13 protein-coding genes are annotated in these 17,496 nt (G+C 62.2%); 8 read left to right on the top strand and 5 right to left on the bottom strand.

Annotated elements, in window-relative coordinates; all coding sequences use genetic code 11:
• The first annotated feature begins 10 nt into the window (after nt 1-10).
• The 6 genes from epd (at nt 11) to fba (ending at nt 4,303) form a co-directional block, all read left to right on the top strand.
• Nucleotides 11-1,069 carry an erythrose-4-phosphate dehydrogenase gene (gene epd, locus OGL93_RS05250; protein ID WP_263261324.1) on the top strand — a complete coding sequence of 353 codons (1,059 nt, stop codon included), beginning with the start codon at nt 11-13 and terminating at the stop codon, nt 1,067-1,069.
• Between the two features lie 10 nt (nt 1,070-1,079).
• Nucleotides 1,080-2,243: a phosphoglycerate kinase gene (locus OGL93_RS05245; protein ID WP_263261323.1), complete on the top strand. Its 1,164-nt coding sequence runs from the start codon at nt 1,080-1,082 to the stop codon at nt 2,241-2,243.
• Between the two features lie 6 nt (nt 2,244-2,249).
• A complete protein-coding gene (locus OGL93_RS05240; protein WP_263261322.1) occupies nt 2,250-2,489 on the top strand; it encodes a hypothetical protein in 240 nt (79 codons plus the stop codon).
• A 64-nt stretch (nt 2,490-2,553) separates the two neighbouring features.
• On the top strand, nt 2,554-2,757 hold the full coding sequence (locus tag OGL93_RS05235; RefSeq protein WP_263261321.1) for a hypothetical protein: 204 nt from the start codon (nt 2,554-2,556) through the stop codon (nt 2,755-2,757).
• A 48-nt stretch (nt 2,758-2,805) separates the two neighbouring features.
• Nucleotides 2,806-3,135, top strand: coding sequence for an MliC family protein (locus tag OGL93_RS05230; RefSeq protein ID WP_263261320.1), 330 nt, complete (start codon nt 2,806-2,808; stop codon nt 3,133-3,135).
• Between the two features lie 103 nt (nt 3,136-3,238).
• Complete coding sequence (fba, locus tag OGL93_RS05225; RefSeq protein ID WP_263261319.1) at nt 3,239-4,303, top strand: class II fructose-bisphosphate aldolase; 1,065 nt, start codon at nt 3,239-3,241, stop codon at nt 4,301-4,303.
• 100 nt (nt 4,304-4,403) lie between these two features.
• Here the strand turns inward: fba and OGL93_RS05220 are convergent, their stop codons facing one another.
• Entirely contained in the window at nt 4,404-5,078 is a 675-nt protein-coding gene (locus tag OGL93_RS05220) for a polysaccharide lyase family 7 protein (RefSeq protein WP_263261318.1), read from the bottom strand.
• A 335-nt stretch (nt 5,079-5,413) separates the two neighbouring features.
• Between OGL93_RS05220 and OGL93_RS05215 the strand changes: the two genes are divergently transcribed.
• Both OGL93_RS05215 and OGL93_RS05210 read left to right on the top strand, forming a co-directional pair.
• Entirely contained in the window at nt 5,414-7,531 is a 2,118-nt protein-coding gene (locus OGL93_RS05215) for an EAL domain-containing protein (protein WP_263261317.1), read from the top strand.
• Nucleotides 7,532-7,691: 160 nt separating this feature from the next.
• A complete protein-coding gene (locus tag OGL93_RS05210; RefSeq protein ID WP_263261501.1) occupies nt 7,692-8,396 on the top strand; it encodes a transporter substrate-binding domain-containing protein in 705 nt (234 codons plus the stop codon).
• On the opposite strand, the gene yccS is transcribed toward OGL93_RS05210, so the two are convergent.
• The 4 genes from yccS to OGL93_RS05190 all read right to left on the bottom strand — a co-directional run bounded on the left by yccS (nt 8,391) and on the right by OGL93_RS05190 (nt 17,349).
• Entirely contained in the window at nt 8,391-10,592 is a 2,202-nt protein-coding gene (yccS, locus tag OGL93_RS05205; protein ID WP_263261316.1) for a YccS family putative transporter, read from the bottom strand. The two genes, OGL93_RS05210 and yccS, sit on opposite strands and share 6 nt — an antisense overlap.
• Before the next feature lie 75 nt (nt 10,593-10,667).
• Nucleotides 10,668-12,131 carry a protein adenylyltransferase SelO gene (locus OGL93_RS05200; RefSeq protein WP_263261315.1) on the bottom strand — a complete coding sequence of 488 codons (1,464 nt, stop codon included), beginning with the start codon at nt 12,129-12,131 and terminating at the stop codon, nt 10,668-10,670.
• Nucleotides 12,132-12,171: 40 nt separating this feature from the next.
• Nucleotides 12,172-15,471: a mechanosensitive channel MscK gene (gene mscK / locus OGL93_RS05195; RefSeq protein WP_263261314.1), complete on the bottom strand. Its 3,300-nt coding sequence runs from the start codon at nt 15,469-15,471 to the stop codon at nt 12,172-12,174.
• Between the two features lie 135 nt (nt 15,472-15,606).
• Nucleotides 15,607-17,349 carry a potassium/proton antiporter gene (locus OGL93_RS05190; protein ID WP_263261313.1) on the bottom strand — a complete coding sequence of 581 codons (1,743 nt, stop codon included), beginning with the start codon at nt 17,347-17,349 and terminating at the stop codon, nt 15,607-15,609.
• Between the last annotated feature and the right edge of the window lie 147 nt (nt 17,350-17,496).

Raw genomic sequence — 17,496 nt, 5'->3', positions numbered from 1 at the left:
GAACCACGCCATGTCTTTATCCCGCCCTTACCGGGTCGCTCTCAATGGCTATGGCCGCATTGGCCGTTGCGTGCTACGGGCGCTGTACGAGCGTCGTGATCGCGGCGGCATCGAAGTGGTCGCGCTCAACGACCTGGCTGACCTTCCAAGCCTGGAATACCTGACCCGCTTCGATTCCACCCACGGCCGCTTTCCGGGTGACGTGCAAATCGCAGGCGGCGAGCTGTGCATCAACGGGGACCGCTTGCAAGTGTTGCGTAGCGCGACGCCGGAGGGCGTGGACTGGGCAAGCCTGGAACTTGATCTGGTCATGGAGTGCTCGGGCGCCTGGCACACCCGTGCCGACGGCGAGCGGTTCCTGGCCGCCGGCGCTCCGCGGGTGTTGTTCTCCCAGCCCATGGCTGGCGAGGCGGACGTGGATGCCACCGTGGTCTACGGCATCAACCAGCATCATCTCGACGGCACCGAACGGCTGCTGTCCAATGCCTCTTGCACCACCAACTGCGCGGTGCCGCTGTTGCGCCTGCTCGACGCTGCCTTCGGCATCGAGTATGCCTCGATCACTACTATCCACTCGGCCATGAATGACCAGCCGGTGATCGATGCCTACCATCACGAAGACCTGCGCCGCACTCGATCGGCCTTCCAGTCGGTGATTCCGGTGTCTACCGGGCTGGCGAGGGGAATAGAGCGGCTGCTTCCGGAACTTGCGGGTCGAATTCAGGCCAAAGCAGTGCGCGTGCCCACCGTCAATGTGTCTTGCCTGGACATCACCCTGCAAACCGCTCGCGATACCGATGCGCGGGAAGTCAACCGCGTGCTCCGCGAAGCCGCCGCGGGCGGGCCCTTGCAAGGATTGCTGGCTTACACCGAGCTGCCGCACGCCAGTTGTGACTTCAACCATGACCCGCATTCGGCCATCGTCGACGCCAGCCAAACCCGGGTGTCTGGCCCACGGCTGGTCAACTTGCTGGCCTGGTTCGACAACGAATGGGGCTTTGCCAACCGAATGCTTGATGTCGCAGGCCACTTCCTCGGCATCGCCACCACAACAAACGAACACGCCTAAGGACTGACACATGACCGTGTTGAAAATGAGCGACCTGGACCTGCAAGGCAAGCGCGTGCTGATCCGCGAAGACCTGAACGTTCCGGTCAAGGACGGCGCTGTCACCAGCGACGCGCGTATCGTCGCTTCGCTGCCGACCATTCGCCTGGCTTTGGAGAAGGGCGCGGCGGTGATGGTTTGCTCGCACTTGGGGCGGCCGACCGAAGGCGAGGTTTCCGCGGAGAACAGCCTCAAGCCGGTAGCGGACTACCTCAGCAAGGCCCTTGGCCGCGAGGTTCCTCTGGTCACCGATTACCTGGATGGATACACCGTAGAGCCGGGCAACGTGGTGCTGTTCGAAAACGTGCGCTTCAACAAAGGCGAAAAGAAAAACGCTGACGAGCTGGCGCAGAAGTACGCTGCGCTGTGCGACGTTTTCGTGATGGACGCGTTCGGCACCGCTCACCGTGCCGAGGGATCGACCCACGGCGTGGCCAAGTTCGCCAAGGTTGCGGCGGCTGGCCCATTGCTGGCCGCTGAGCTCGACGCCTTGGGCAAGGCTTTGAAAACACCGGCCCAGCCTATGGTTGCCATCGTGGCCGGCTCCAAGGTTTCCACCAAGCTGGACGTGCTCAACAGCCTCAGCCAGGTGTGCAATCAGTTGATCGTGGGTGGCGGCATCGCCAACACCTTCCTGGCGGCTGCGGGCCATAAGGTGGGTAAGTCCCTGTACGAGCCGGACCTGCTCGAAACCGCCAAGGCCATCGCCGCCAAGGTGAGCGTGCCGTTGCCGGTGGACGTAGTTGTGGCCAAGGAGTTCGCCGAGACCGCCACTGCGACCGTCAAGACGCTCGACGAAGTGGCCGATGACGACATGATCCTGGACATTGGCCCGAAGACCGCCGAACAGTTCGCGCAGCTGCTGAAGAAGGCCGGTACTATCCTGTGGAATGGCCCGGTTGGCGTGTTCGAGTTCGACCAGTTCGGTAATGGCACCAAGGTGCTGGCTGAAGGGATCGCCCAAAGCGCTGCATTCTCCATCGCGGGTGGGGGCGACACCCTGGCCGCCATCGATAAGTACGGCGTAGCCGAGCAGATTTCCTACATCTCCACCGGCGGTGGCGCTTTCCTGGAGTTCGTGGAAGGCAAGGTATTGCCTGCGGTTGAAGTGCTCGAACAGCGCGCGAAGGGCTGACCAGGCATGTATCGCGCTTTTGTGGTGCTGGCAGTGGCGTATGCGCTGGCGGGCTGTAGCCACGACAACGCGGCCAGCCAGCCTGCTGTGCAAGCGGCGCCGCCTGCCGGTACCGCCGAGGGCGGATGCGCCGAGGCGGATTGGCAGGCCCAGACAGCCGCGGTGATCAACAAGCGCCAGGGGCAGGAAGCGTTGGATAACTACGACACGGAAAATGGCGAGGAGGGTCACAAGCCCTGCCCCTGAGGCAACGAACACGCAGCGAGGCGGTCTTCTGAAGGTCATTCCCGGTTTGTGAAAGGAGTCCTCCATGAAGTCGATTGTAGCTTCGGCCTGTTTCATGCTTGCGCTTTCAGGGTGCTCGATGTTCGGTGGCGAGCACAGTGCGTGTGAAGTATTCAGCCCAGCCCCTGTTGATTTACCCAGCAACCAGAACGACCAGCGCGTGCAAACCAACGCGACGGGCGACCCGACTGGCGGTAATAACAACCTTCAGGATTGCCAGTCGCATTAACCTGGCTGCTTCGCCACGGCAAAGCAGGCATTTTGATAAGGGTAGGCGATGAGGAGCCTTGCGGCCTTGGGCGCCCTGACAGCTCTGCTGGCAGTGGCGGGGTGTTCGATGCTATCGCCGGCGCCAGTGGGCCCCTGGGCGCACTGGCAGTGTGATAGCCGGGCCGAGCTCGACTGGCGATATGCCGAGGCAGACCGCTCGGTGATTGAGGTGAAACTTGGCAGCAGCGACCGGCTTTACCGCCTGCACGCCGAGCCAGGCACCGAGGGGCAGCTGTATAGCGACGGGGTATTGGCCGTCGACCTTCGGGGCGAGAGCGGGCTGGTGTACTGGGTCGCTACCAATGATTTGATTGGCCGGGGTTGCAAGGCCCCGTGAACATACGCGGGCCTCGTGATGGCCCGTAAATAGCCTGTAGGGCGGTCGCTTGGGTGGCCGCGCTTGCAACTTTAACGACCCTGGACCGGGAGAGAGACAAACCATGGCACTGATTAGCATGCGCCAGTTGCTGGACCACGCCGCCGAATTCGGCTATGGCGTGCCAGCGTTCAACGTGAACAACCTTGAGCAGATGCGCGCGATCATGGAAGCGGCCGACAAGACCGACTCGCCGGTGATCGTGCAGGCGTCCGCTGGCGCTCGCAAGTACGCCGGCGCCCCGTTCCTTCGGCACCTGATTCTCGCCGCGGTCGAGGAGTTTCCGCATATTCCGGTGGTCATGCACCAAGACCACGGCACCAGCCCCGATGTTTGCCAGCGCTCCATCCAGTTGGGCTTCAGCTCGGTGATGATGGATGGCTCGCTCAAGGAAGACGGCAAAACCCCGTCAGACTACGAATACAACGTGCGCGTGACCAAGCAAACCGTAGCCTTCGCTCACGCCTGCGGCGTGTCCGTGGAAGGTGAGTTGGGTTGCCTGGGGTCCTTGGAAACCGGCCAGGCCGGCGAGGAAGATGGCGTGGGCGCTGAAGGCATTCTGGACCACAGCCAAATGCTGACCGACCCGGAAGAAGCCGCAGACTTCGTCAAGCAAACCCAGGTCGATGCCCTGGCTATCGCCATCGGTACCAGCCACGGCGCGTACAAGTTCACCAAGCCGCCAACCGGCGACATCCTGGCGATCGACCGCATCAAGGAAATCCACAAGCGCATCCCCAATACCCATTTGGTAATGCACGGGTCTTCCTCTGTGCCGCAAGATTGGCTGGCGATCATCAATGAGTTTGGTGGCGACATCAAAGAAACCTACGGCGTGCCTGTTGAAGAGATCGTTGAAGGCATCAAGTACGGCGTGCGCAAGGTGAATATCGATACCGACCTGCGCCTGGCGTCCACCGGTGCTATCCGTCGGTTCATGGCTCAGAACCCTAGTGAGTTCGATCCGCGTAAATATCTGGCGCACACCGTCACTGCCATGCGCGACGTGTGCATCGACCGCTATCAGGCATTCGGTACCGCCGGTATGGCTTCGAAGATCAAACCGCTGTCCCTGGAAGTCATGTTCCAGCGTTATGCCAAGGGCGAGCTGGCAGCAAAAGTAAACTAAGCAGCCAGGCATAAAAAAAGCGGTTGGTGCCTGCTCCGTTTAACGGAGCGGCACCAGCCGCTTTTTATTTTGCGCTTAAGACAGCGACATAATAGTTACATCAAGACGGCTTAACATGGCTGATGGCCAGCTTGCTGAATGTTACTTGGCCACCTTCCGTAGCGTAACCCGTGTTGTCTTGTACATATACGCCTGCCTTGAAGTACAGGTCTTTGGTTTTCCACGCACTGTTAAGCTTGGTAGTCCACTGGTAGTTCGCTGCGTTTACCGAAAGCGTTCCGTTCGGGTCCAGGTGGATGGTGTAATCGAAATTGGTATTCAGTTTTACACCAGTACCGATCTGGATAACGGTCGGCTCGTCCTGCGATGGCGACGAGCGCAGTTTTGCCACGATGTTGCCGGTTTTGCTGCTGGTTTTGTACTGGTATTCCAGCTTGATCAGCGGCTCGTTGCTGCCGTTCTGGTGGATCTGGCCGATCACCACTTTGCCGCTGGACGGCACTTGGTTGACCGTGAGGGTAGCGCGCAGATAGTTATCGGCAGCGGGGTACTTCCAGTTATGCACCGAACCATCAGAGTTGGTTTCACGCAGTTCGCTACGCGGATACTTGGCGCTCTTGGTAACCGAGCCGGTAACCGGTGCCCAGAAGAAAAGGGTATTGGTGTCCGCATGGAAGTACTGGTCCTTGTAGCCCTTTACCAAAACCGGGGTATCGATAGTGGTAGCGGGAGTGCCGACAGGGATGCTGAGGTTCCAGGTGGAGAGGTCGATCATGATAATTCACCTACACTACTAAAGCTGAAGAAAAGTTAATGGCCGAATGAAGTGATCAAAAAACCCGGAACAATCCGGGCATATAAAAGGTGGCCTCCCTTTGTATGAAAAGAACGATACACGCTCCAAAGCTTCCCGCCATCCCTTTGGCGCCAGCCGTTTGTCGGCCTTGCATAACCCCTTGATTTGGGGCGTTTCAGCAAAATACCGTTCGTCAGCTACGTCACAATTTGTGAGTTTTACCGTTGCGTTATGCGACAAAAGCGCGGCTAGAGTGTCTTCTACCCATGCCCAGCGAACGCTGGCTTGTGGCCACCCTGTAGATGAGAAGTAGCATGGATCGCGCGCACACCAAACCGACCGAAGACCGCTCGACCATCCTGGTGGTGGACGACTATCCGGAGAATCTCCTGAGCATGCGGGCGCTGCTGGAGCGCCAGGACTGGCAGGTGATGACGGCACCGTCGGGCGTGGAAGCGCTGGGCCTGCTATTGCAGCATGAGGTCGATCTGGTGCTGCTGGACGTGCAGATGCCTGGCATGGACGGCTTCGAGGTGGCCCGGCTGATGAAGGGAAGCCAGCGTACTCGCCTCACCCCGATCATCTTCCTCACTGCCAATGAACAATCGGATGCCGCGGTCCTCAAGGGATACGCCAATGGGGCGGTGGACTACCTGTTCAAGCCGATCGACCCGGAGATCCTCAAGCCCAAGGTTCAGGCCATCCTCGAGCAGCAGCGCAGCCGCCGCGAATTACAGCGGCTGACGCGCGACCTGGAGACGGCCAGGGCATTCAATGCCTCCGTGCTGGAGAACGCTGCCGAAGGCATCCTGGTCATTGATGAGGTGGGCAACATCCGCTTCGCCAACCCGGCCATTTCCCGTCTATTGGGCGCGACTATCGATGAGCTGCAAAGCGCCCGGTTACTGGATTTCATTGAAAAGCCCAGCGTTGCCAGCTGGCATGAATCGGAGTTCTTCCGCGCTTACACGCTGCGGGATATCCACAGGGTGCACGACGCCATCCTGCGCACCTATGCCGGCCAGTCCCTGCCGGTCTCGCTGTCGTGCGCGCCGCTGGCTTCGGAAAAAGCCATGGTGCTCACGGTCCAAGACATGTCCGTGGTGCGCAACCTTCACCAACAGCTGGAGTTCCAGGCGGTCACCGATCCGCTCACCGGGCTGCTCAACCGCCGCGGCTTCTACCAGACCGTCGAAAGTGCCTTGGTGCGCAACGAACGCCCGGAGAAGAGCCAGGCCCTGTTGTACCTGGACATGGATGGCTTCAAGCGGATCAATGACACCCATGGTCACGATGCCGGCGACCGAGTGCTGCGCTGGGTCGCCACGCAGTTGAAAGACTTGCTACGCCCGTACGACATCATCGGGCGTATTGGCGGCGACGAATTCACGGCGCTGCTCGACACCCTGGACTACCCCGAGCAGGCCGCCAAGGTCGCAGAGAAAATCCTCGAGCGCATGCGCAGCTGCAGCCAGATCGACGGTCTGGAAGTCACCCTGGGGGTAAGTATCGGCATTGCCACCTATCCGGAATGCGGGGTCAACCTCGAGCACCTGCTGCGCGCAGCGGACATCGCCATGTATGCCGCTAAGCAGGCCGGCAAGCAGCAGTACCGCTACTACGACCAGGACCTCAACGTCCGCGCCCGTTCACGGCTGTTGCTCGAAGAAAGCGTTTCAGCGGCCATCGAGCACAAGGAATTTTCGCTGGTGTACCAGCCGCAGATCCGCCTCGCCGATGGCCGCCTGCGGGGCTTCGAGGCGCTGCTGCGTTGGCAGCACCCCAGTGTTGGCGATGTGCCCCCTGGCCTGTTTATCCCCTTGCTCGAGGAGGCACGGTTGATCAGCCGGTTGACCTCCTGGATCTACCAAGAGGGCGCGTCCCAGCGGCGGGAGTGGCGTGAGCGGTTTGACGACGACTTGGTGTTGGGCGTGAGCCTGAGTAACGCTCAGTTCAGCATGCCTAACCTTGTGGCCGAGTTGCAGTATGCGATTTCCGCCAACGGCCTGATGCCTCATCAGCTTGAAATCGAAGTCGTGGAGCCCTCCTTGCTGCACAACCTGGACGAAACCCGCCGTCAGCTGCTGTTGCTCAGAGGCCTGGGTGTGCGCGTGGCGTTGGACGACTTTGGCTGGGAGCACTGCTCTCTGACCATATTGCGCGAACTACCTATCGACACGATCAAGCTCGACCGCCAGCTGATTGCCAGGTTGCCCCAGTCGGAGCGCGACGCTGGGATTGCGCGGGCGATCATCGACCTGTGCCGCCAGTTCTCTATCACGGTTGTTGCCGAAGGGGTGGAGACTGCCGAGCAATACCGTTGGTTGGTCGATAACGGCTGTGAATATGTTCAAGGCTTCATGATCGCGCACCCGCTGACGGCCACGGATGCCAGCCATTTCCCTTCCCGATACCAATCGGATTTCGCTTGATTCCCAGGTAGCGCGTGGCGTATTACGGAAAGCGAGCCGGGAGCACCACCTGGCCATCACGGCTGCCAGCGGAGTTGGCCTAACCGCAGCGCGCCCGAGGCACCGGCCGAACAGGATAAAAAGCATGTGGCGATCGCTTCGATGCTGTTGTGTTGTGGTCATGCTGATAGCGCCGGGCAGCGGTTGGAGCGAAACGCTTCGGCTGGTTGCAGACCCCTGGCCGCCTTTTTCCGACGCCAGGATGGAAGGAGGCGGCCTGGCAACGGCCATCGTGAGCATGGCCCTGGAACGCGCGGGTTATAGCGTTCACGTTGATGAGGTGCCGTGGGCCCGTGCTTTGTTAGGCATTGGCGACGGCCGCTACGATGTGCTGGTCGACGCCTGGTACACCGCCGAGCGAGCCCGGCTAGGGAAGTTCTCCAGCGGTTACCTGACCAACCGCGTCCGCTTTATCCGCCGGCGTGACAGCAATGTCGACTTCAGCAACGGTCTACAAGGGCTGGCCCCATACCCTATCGCAGTGGTGCGTGGCTATGCCTACTCCCCAGACTTCGATAACGCCACTCAGCTGCAGAAAGTCCCTGTGCAGAACTTTGCCGCGGCAATCACTATGTTGCTCGGGGGGCGGGTCAAGCTGGCCATCGAAGATGAATACGTTGCCACTTACCAGCTCAACCAGGAACCACTGGCGGTGCGCAATCAGGTTGAGCTGCTGGAGCCGCCGCTGGCCGAGAACAGCCTGCATATCCTGGTGAGCCTCAAGCACCCTGAACACGACGCCATCGTTACTGGGTTCGACCAGGCCATCGCGGCCATGCGCGACGATGGTTCGCTGGCTCGGTTGTTCAAGCGCTACGGCCTATAGGCCCGGTGCGGGCCGGTTGGCAGGCCGCGGCTGTGCCAGATGCGCCGCCATGGTCCGCAAGGGCGCCAGCTGGCGGGCGATCAGGGCCAGCTGGGTTTGCACCAGCCGCTGGCTTTCATCGAGTTCTTCGGGCATCTGCTCCAGTTGTTCAGCCAATGCCTGCTCCTGCTCGTTGTGTACGGCCACGCTGCTGCGTTCGGCCAAGCCCTTGGCGATTTCTTCCAGGCTCGCCGCCAACTGTTCGCCCACACCTGCGATCAGCTCATCGCGTACCGGTTCCGGCAAGCTGGTGCCACGGTGCGCGCCCAGGCCGGAGAGGTAGCTGAGCAAGGTGTGGGAGAGCACCAGAAAGCGAAAGCCGGCATCGGCCTCCTTACGGAAATGCCCTGGCTCGAGCTGCATGTTCGACAGCGTGGTGGACAGCGCCGCATCAGCATTGTGCGCATTGCGCCGGGCCAATCGGTAGGCGAGGTCGTCTCGCTTGCCCTCGGCGTACTGGCGCAATATCTGCCGCAGGTAAGCACTGTTGCAGCTCAGCGTATTGGCCAGCACCTTGTTCAGGCGGCGGCCCTGCCAGTCCGGCAGGAAGAGGAACACTGCCAAGCCGGCGATCAAGCTACCCAGCAGGGTATCGAGCAGGCGCGGCAGGAACAGCCCGTAGCCGTTGCCGGTCTGGTTGAAGCAGAACAGGATCATCAGCGTAATGGCCGCCGTCGCCAGGGTGTAACGGGTAGTGCGGTTGACGAAGAACACCAGCCCCGCGGCGATCGCGAACAAGGACTGGATGACCGGGCTGGGGAAGAGATCGAACAGCGCCCAGCCGACCGTCAGGCCGATCGCCGTGCCGATGATGCGCTGGCCCAGCTTGCGACGCGTGGCGCCGTAACTGGGCTGGCACACGAACAGCGTGGTCAGGATGATCCAATAGCCTTGGCTCGGGTGGATCAGATGCACCATCACATAGCCGATAGTCAGCGCCAATGGCAGGCGCAGCGCATGGCGGAACAGCAAGGAGGTTGGAGTCAACTGCTGGCGCAGCCGCAGCCACACATCCTTGAGGCTGCGCGGCGAGCGGTCCAGCAGGCTGCTGTCGGTGGCCTCTGCCAGGGTGTCGGGGTTGCTCGCGTCGCTGAGCACGTGGTCCAGGGTTCCCAAGTTGGTGGCTAGTGCCCCCAATGAGCGCAACAGGCCTTTCCAGGCCGGATTGCTCTGGATGCGCAGGTGCTCCAGAGAGGCATGCAGGTCGCTCAGTGCCTCGGCGAAGGTGTCGTCGTAAACGAAGGGCTGGCGCAGCTGCAGGGCTTCGGCTAGCCGCTGGCAGGCATTGCCTTGCTGGCGTAGCAGGCGTTGACAGCGAAACAGCACATCGCTGTGGAAGAAGGCCTCGGCCAGGGCGTTGTAGGGGTAATGGGTGGAACTGGCGCGCTCATGAATATCCTGGGCAAGGAAATAGAGCTTCAAATAACGGCTGACCTTCGAGCCAGGGCGTGAGCTGCCCACCCGGTTGAAGATGATTTCCTTGGAGGTGTTCAGCGCCGCCACCACGCGGCCATTCTGCCGAGCCAGCTCGAGCCGCCGGCCTTCAACATCCAGGCCGCGGATGGGTTCGAACAGTGAAGACTTGATCTTCAGGTACAGGCCCAGCTCACGAAACACCCTGGCCAGCCCTTGCTGCACCGGTTGGTTGGAGAACATCGCCTGCCATAGCACCGAGAGCACCCCGTACCACGCCGCGCCGGCCACCAGCAGCGCAGGCTCGTGCCAGTAGCTGGTGAGTTCGCCGCCGCGTTGGTCCACCCCGATCATGGTGTACACGGAGAGAATCAAGGTTGCATAGGCGATCGCCCCGTAGCGTTCGCCCAAAGCCCCAAGCATGGTCAGGGAAAAGCTCGCCAGGGCCATCGCCGTAACGAATACGATCGGGTAAGGGAACAGCAGCTCCACCGAGAACGCGGCGACGCTGAAGCACACCAGCGTCACCAGCAAGGCGGTCAGGCGGCCTTGCCAGTTATCGTCGGTTTCGGCGAGGGCGCTTGCGATGATCCCCAAGAACAACGGGATCAGCATATGCAGCTCGTTCTGCGACCAGCACAGCGCCATGCTCCCGGTGAGGGCGATGAATACCCGAATGCTGTAGCTGAATTTGTCTCGCGCCCAGAGGCGGCGCAGGGTATTCCCGAAAGGTTTCGAAGCCATGGGGGTAGGGCCTGGTCCTGATGTCGCGATCATACAGGAACAAGGGCGCGTTTAAGCGAGGAGCCGGCCCGCTGCTCAGGACGAACAGCTGATTTCCAGATGCTTGCCCCAATCCGGTGGCCGTTGGGCATAGGCTGCCATGCCTTCTTGCGCCTCAAAGGGGCGGCATAGCACTTGGTGCAACCGGCGCACCTCGCTGTAATCGCCAGCTTGCGCCGCTTCGATCGCGTTCTGCGCCAGGTAGTTGCGCAGCACGTACAGCGGGTTCACGGCGTTCATGCGAGCGCTTCGGGCGGTGGACGCCTCGGCCGGCTGGCGTTCCAGCCGGGCCACATAGGCCGCGGCCCAGGCGTCGAACCCGGCAAGGTCGACGAAGTCGTCGCGCAAAAGGCCGAGGGCCGCTTGTGGCGCCAGTTCGCCCAGGCGGCGGAAGAACAGCGTGTAGTCCACGGCGCTGCCCTGCATCAGCTTGAGCAGCCGCTCCACCAGGGCTTGGTCGTCGTCCTCGGCAGTGGTGAGGCCCAGCCGTCGGCGCATCAGGTCCAGGTAGTGCGCCTGGAACAATGGCAGGAACAGCGACAGCGCATCGCGCAGCGCGTCGACCTCGATCAGCGGGGTGAAGGCCTGCGCCAGCGCGCTGAGGTTCCAATGGGCCACGGGCACCTGGTTGCTATAGGCGTAGCGGCCTTGGTCGTCGGAGTGGTTGCAGATGAACTGCGCGTCGAAGTCATCGAGGAACGCGTAGGGGCCGAAGTCGAAGGTCAGGCCGAGGATCGACATGTTGTCGGTGTTCATGACCCCGTGGCAAAAGCCATAGGCCTGCCACTTGGCGATCAGCTCGGCATTGCGCTCGACCACCGTGCGGAACATGGCCAGGTAGGGCTGTTCGGCAGCCAGGCAGTCCGGGAAATGCGCGGCCAGCACGTAGTCTGCCAACTGCTTGTGCAGCTCAGGCTGGCGGGTGTAGTAGAAGTACTCGAAGTGACCGAAGCGCACATGGCTGGGCGACATCCGCAGCAACATGGCCGCTCGTTCCTGCCGTTCACGCCATACCGGGGTGTCCGAGCCGATCACGCAAAGGGCCCGGGTGGTGGGGATGCCCAAGGCGTGCAAGGCTTCGGAGGCAAGGAACTCGCGGATCGACGAGCGCAGCACCGCTCGACCGTCGCCCATCCGCGACCAAGGCGTTTGCCCCGCGCCCTTGAGGTGGAGGTCCCAGTGCTGGCCTGCGTCGTTGAATACTTCGCCGAGAAGTAATCCGCGGCCGTCGCCCAGCTGCGGGTTGTAGTGCCCGAATTGATGGCCGGAATACACCATGGCCCGGGGGTCGGCGTCGGCCCAGAGCTGGTGCCCACTGAAAACCTCGGCGAACAGCGGGGTGTACGCTTCGGTAGGGTCCAGGTCCAGCAGCGCCAGGGCCGCTTCGCTGGCAACCACCAGCCGCGGCGCCTCGATGGGCTCCGGCGTCACGCGGGTCGAAAAGGCGTCGCCCAGGCGAGCGAAGCGGTTATCGAACTCTAGTTCGTCCAACGCTTTCATTGACGCCCCCTGGAAATCAGCCATTACGTATGGGACTGCTCTATACCGGATCGGTTTGATCAGGGTTGGCCCTGCCCACCAGCAGTTGTTCGAAGCCCTCCGGGTTTTTCAGATGGACTTCGAGCTGGCGGAAGGAAATGTTCACGCCATGCTTCTTGAACTCGCGGTTGATGAACCGGTTGATCTCATCCAGCGCCGGGTTCCGGTCGCCCAGGTCCCGCACGTGCATGCGCAGCTCGTGGTCCAGGCTGCTTTCGCCGAACGCCAGGAAATATACGATAGGGGCTGGCTCCTTGAGCACACGCGGGTTCTCATCAGCGGCCTGCAGCAACAGCCGGCGCACGGTGTCCAGGTCTGAGCCGTAGTCCACGCCCACCTTCAGGGTGACCCGGGTGATGGTGTCGGTCAGCGACCAGTTGATCAGTTGGCCGGTGATGAAGGTTTTGTTGGGGACGATGATGTCCTTGCGGTCGAAGTCGGTAATGGTAGTGGCGCGGATGCGGATCTTGCTGACCGTGCCGGAGAGGTTGCCGATGGTGATGGTGTCGCCGATGCGCACCGGTCGCTCGAACAGGATCATGATCCCGGAGATGAAGTTGGCGAAGATCTCTTGCATCCCGAACCCCAGCCCTACCGAGAGGGCCGCCACCAACCATTGCAGTTTGTCCCAGCTCACGCCCAAGGTGGACAGGGTGGTGACGAAGCCGATGCCGGCGATGGTGTAGGACAGCAGGGTCGTGGTGGCGTAGGCGCTGCCCTGGCCCAGGTTGAGCTTGGACAGCACGAACACTTCCAGCAAACCAGGCAGGTTGCCGGCGAGCACGAAGGTGATGCCGATGATCACCAGGGCGCCCAGGAGATCCCCGAGGCTGATCGGCACCCTGCTCATGCTGGTGCCGGTGCCGCTGGTGTATTCGTACAGGGTAATGTTGTCCAGGTAGGCAAACACGCTGATCAGGTCCGACCATACCCAGTAGAGCGCGCCGAGGAAGCTGCCAAGCAGCACCAGCCGGATCAACCGCAACGACTGCTGGTTGACCTGGTCGATGTCCAGGGTGGGCTCCTCGATCAGGGTTTCCGGGTCGCCGCCGGTTTCGCGCGTTGCCTGGCGCTTGCTCAGGGCGCGGTTATAGGCCAGGCGCCGGGCCGCGACGCTCAGGCCGCGAACGAACGCCGCCTCGATGACCAGCCAGAACATCAGCAAGTAGAGGGTGGCGATCAGGCGGTCGGTGAGCTTGAGGGCGGTGTAGTAGTAGCCAAAGCACACCGCCAGGAACAAGCCGACCGGCAGCAAGGTGAAGAGCACGGCGATCAGCTTGCGGAACAACGAGGCATTGCTGTGGTTGGGGCTCGACAACAGCAACCGGCTGAGCAGCCAGGCCATGAGGGCGAAGCAGGTCAGCACCACCAGGATGCCCAGGGTGTCTTCGGCGAGGCCGGACGGTTGCAACTCCGCTACCGCAACCACGGCCACCAGCGCCATGACCACGATACCCAGCCTGCGCACCCAGCCCTGTAGAAAGGCCACCTGCGCCTTGTCCCAGCGGAAGTGCAGCTCCGCCACCCCGCCGGGTGACAGCACCCGGTAGGCGGTATAGAACATCAGCCAGGCCTTGGCCATTTGCAGCAAGGCCGAGCCCAGGCTGAGGTTCTGCCCGCGGGCGTCGATCTGGAGGGCGATGCCACACACCGCGAGGGCCAATGCGACGGGCATCGCCAGCAGCACGTTGACCAGAATGGCCAGGGGGGTATTCCACTGGCTGTCACGGCGGAAGTGCCCGACGTTGCGGTGCACCTGGTTGAGCTTGCCGTAGAGGTAACTGCGCCGCCACAGCAGCGCGCCTATCACCAGCAGCAGCGGGAGAAACAGCAGCGGGCGCTGGGCCAGACCTTCGGCCAGTTCGCTGACACTCGACGCCCAAGGCAGGGTTGTGACCTGCGCGGCCAGCCGGCGCGGCAGGTTGCCCAGCCATTCGGTGTCCAGCGGCCTGTTGCTGGGTATCCAGAACATCTGCTCGTCCAGCGTGGCCCTTAGGCTTTGGGCGGTATCAAGCAATTGCTTCTGGTTGAGCTGGAGCGTGATGGATTCGTTCAGCAAGGCGCTCAGCTCGCGGTTCAGCCGCTCGAGCAGGTCTGCGCGGGTCACCGCGATGTCCAGCAAAGACTTGCGCAGCGCGGGGGTGACGTCTTCGGCCGGCTGGGTGGCGATCAGGCTGTCCACATAGGCCGCCGGGCTGCTTAGTGCCTCGCGCTGTTGGTTGACCTCGAACTGATACAGGCGAATGTCGGCGATCTTGTCCGCCAGGTTACGGTCCACCTTGAGCGCGGGCAGGGCCTGCTTTTGCGTGTAGAGGATCTTGGACAGCAGCAGGCTGCCCTTGAGCACGCTGATCTGTTCGTCCAGCGCCTGGTCGGCCTGGGTGAGGGTATCGAGCTGCTGCCGCGTATGCAGGTTGCGCTGGGTCAGCTCATTGAGTTCATCCGTGCTGCGCAGCAGGTAGTCCGAGAGCTTGACGTTGGTTGCGCTCTGGGTAGCCAACAGGCTGCTGTTGCCAGCCTTCTGCGCCTCCAGCGACTGCTGGGTGACGGTTTCCTGGGACTGCGCCAGGCGCTTCTGGTTGATCAGCGATTGCAGGTCCTGCACCTCTTGGGCGAGGCGGCCGATCTTCTCGATCAGCAGGTCATGCTGGCTGTTGCCCAGGTCCTGCAGCAGGCTGTTGCCGGCCAGCTCCTGGCGACGCAAGGCGATCAGTGCGGCCAGTGACGCTTGCTCGGCGAGGTACTGGTTGCGCAGGTCGGCACTGACCAGCTTGCCGCTTTCCCTGCCGTTCTTAAGGGTGGCGTTGATCTGCTGGATGCGGCTTTGCGCGTCGGCGATTTCGGTCTGGGAGCGCTCCGGCCGCGTTTGCGCCGCGATACTCAGGGTGTTGGCGTCGCCGAGCGCTCGCTGCAGGTCACTCTGCTGGGCGCCTCGGTCGGCCAGCAGTTGTTCGAGCTGAGGCACGGTCATGGTGGCATAGCGCTGCGCAACCGGGAGGATACGAGTGGCCTTCAGGCGATCCAGGTCACGCTGATTGTCAGCGGTCTGCCGGGGCGCTTCGGCGATCTGCTGCTTGACCGCGGTGAGCTGCTGCTCACGATCAGCCTTCTGCGCCAGGAAGGTCAGGGTTTGCTCGAGCACCTGCTCCAGGGCTTTTTGGTCCGCATCCGACAGCTTGCGGTCGGCGATGTGGTCCAGGCTTTGCTGGATGGTATCGGTCGTTGGGGCATCCGCCGCGAACGCCGGAATGGTTAGCAACCCGAGCAGGGCGGTGCACAGTAGAGCGCGCAAGATTGGCATGTTCAGAGGCAGGTCAAATGACTGAACGCGGTATTTTACGGGCTTTAGACCAACTACGGCCACCGCTGTCGGCGTGGGCGATGCCCGCGAACCGCTGTGGCGCTGTTCGCAGGCTACGCACACGCCCATGCGCGGCTACAAAAACAGCCCTGGCCCTGGCTTGGCTCCCTCGGGGAAGCGCACACCCACCTTGGCGATGCGGTTGGAATCCATGGCGGCGACGGTCCACAGGGTGCTGTTCCATTCCACCTGGTCGCCGACCACTGGCGCCCCGCCAACGCGGTGGCTGATGAACCGGCCAAGGGTGGTCTGCGGGTCTTCGCCGTCGAGCTGAAGGCCATAGAGCGCCGCTACCGCGCCCAGCTCGGCATCGCCTTCGAGAACGAAGTCGCCGAAGAAACGCAGGTCCAGCCCTCGCTGCGGTGCCTGGCTGAACAGCTTGCCCAGGGCAGGCAGGTCATGCTCATGGCCGATGACGCAGAGAATATCGTCGACCTCCAGTACCGTGCTCCCCGAGGGGTGCAAGAGTTGTTCGTGGCGAAACAGCGCGGCGATGCGCGTGCCTTCGGGCATCTTGAGCTCCCGCAAGGCAGCGCCGATGCACCACTTTTCTACGCCCAGACGGTAGACGAACAGCTCCCACTCGCTGGTGTGGTGCACTTCCAGGGCGGAACGGGAAATAGGTGCCGGGTCTGGCGGTACCGTGACCTTCAACAGCCTGGCAACCCACGGCAAGCTGGTGCCCTGCACGAGCAACGAAACCAGCACGATAAAGAACGCCAGGTTGAAGTACAGCTGGGCTTGGGGTAGCCCCGCCATCAGCGGGAACACGGCCAGGATGATCGGCACTGCGCCGCGCAGGCCCACCCAGCTGATGAAGACCTTTTCGCGGCCATGGAAGGCCTTGAACGGAATCAAGCCGACCGCCACCGACAGCGGCCGTGCGAACAGGATCATCCACAGCGCCAAACCCAACGCCGGCAAGGCGATCGGCAACAGCTCGTGCGGGGTAACCAACAGCCCGAGCACCAGGAACATGCCGATCTGCGCCAGCCAGGCCATGCCGTCGAGCATATGGAGGATGCCGTGGCGGCTGCGAATCGGCCGGTTGCCCAACACCAACCCGCACAAGTACACCGCCAGGAAACCGCTACCATGCACAGCGTTGGTCAGCGCGAACACCGCCAGGCCGCCGCTGATGACCAGCAAGGGATAGAGCCCGTTCGCGAGGTTAATGCGGTTGACCAGATAAAGCATTACCCAGCCCCCGCCCAGCCCCAGCAAGCTACCGATGCCGAACTCGCGCACCAAATGCAGCAGCAGGCTCAGGTGAAAGCCGTTTTCCCCGCTGGCGAGCGCATCGATCAAGGTGACGGTGAGGAACACCGCCATCGGGTCGTTACTGCCGGACTCGATCTCCAGGGTGGCGGACACCCGCTCGTTCAGGCCCTTCCCGCCCAGCAGCGAGAACACTGCGGCGGCGTCCGTGGAACCGACGATCGCGCCGATCAGCAGGCCCTGCATCAAGTTCAGGTTAAACAGCCAGGCGGCCACCAAGCCTGTCAGCCCGGTGGTGATCAGCACCCCTACGGTGGCGAGCGACAACGCCGGCCAGAGGGCGACTCGGAAGCTGGCCACGCGCGTGCGCAGGCCGCCATCGAGCAGGATCACGGCCAGCGCGAGGTTGCCGACCAGGTAGGCAGTGGGGTAGTTGTCGAACACGATCCCGGCGCCGTCGACGCCCGCCACCATGCCGACCGCAAGAATAATGACCAGGATTGGGATGCCGAGCCGCGAGGACAGCGAGCTGACCAGAATGCTCGCACCGACCAGCAACGCGCCGATCAGAAACAGGCTGTTGATGGTAGCGGCATCCAAGGGCAGTACTCCGTTCAAAATCCAGGGGGAGGCACGTGCAGAGAACGTGCCAACCGATTCTAACCCGCGCCTTTGGTCTTCTGTCAAAGCGCATTGCCGATAACACCACGCGAGCGGCAGCCACCCAAACGAAAACGGCCCGGCGAA

The sequence above is a fragment of the Pseudomonas sp. RIT-PI-S genome (assembly GCF_025642975.1).
Taxonomy (GTDB): Bacteria; Pseudomonadota; Gammaproteobacteria; order Pseudomonadales; family Pseudomonadaceae; genus Aquipseudomonas.
This window is presented reverse-complemented; position numbering and strand designations above follow the sequence as displayed.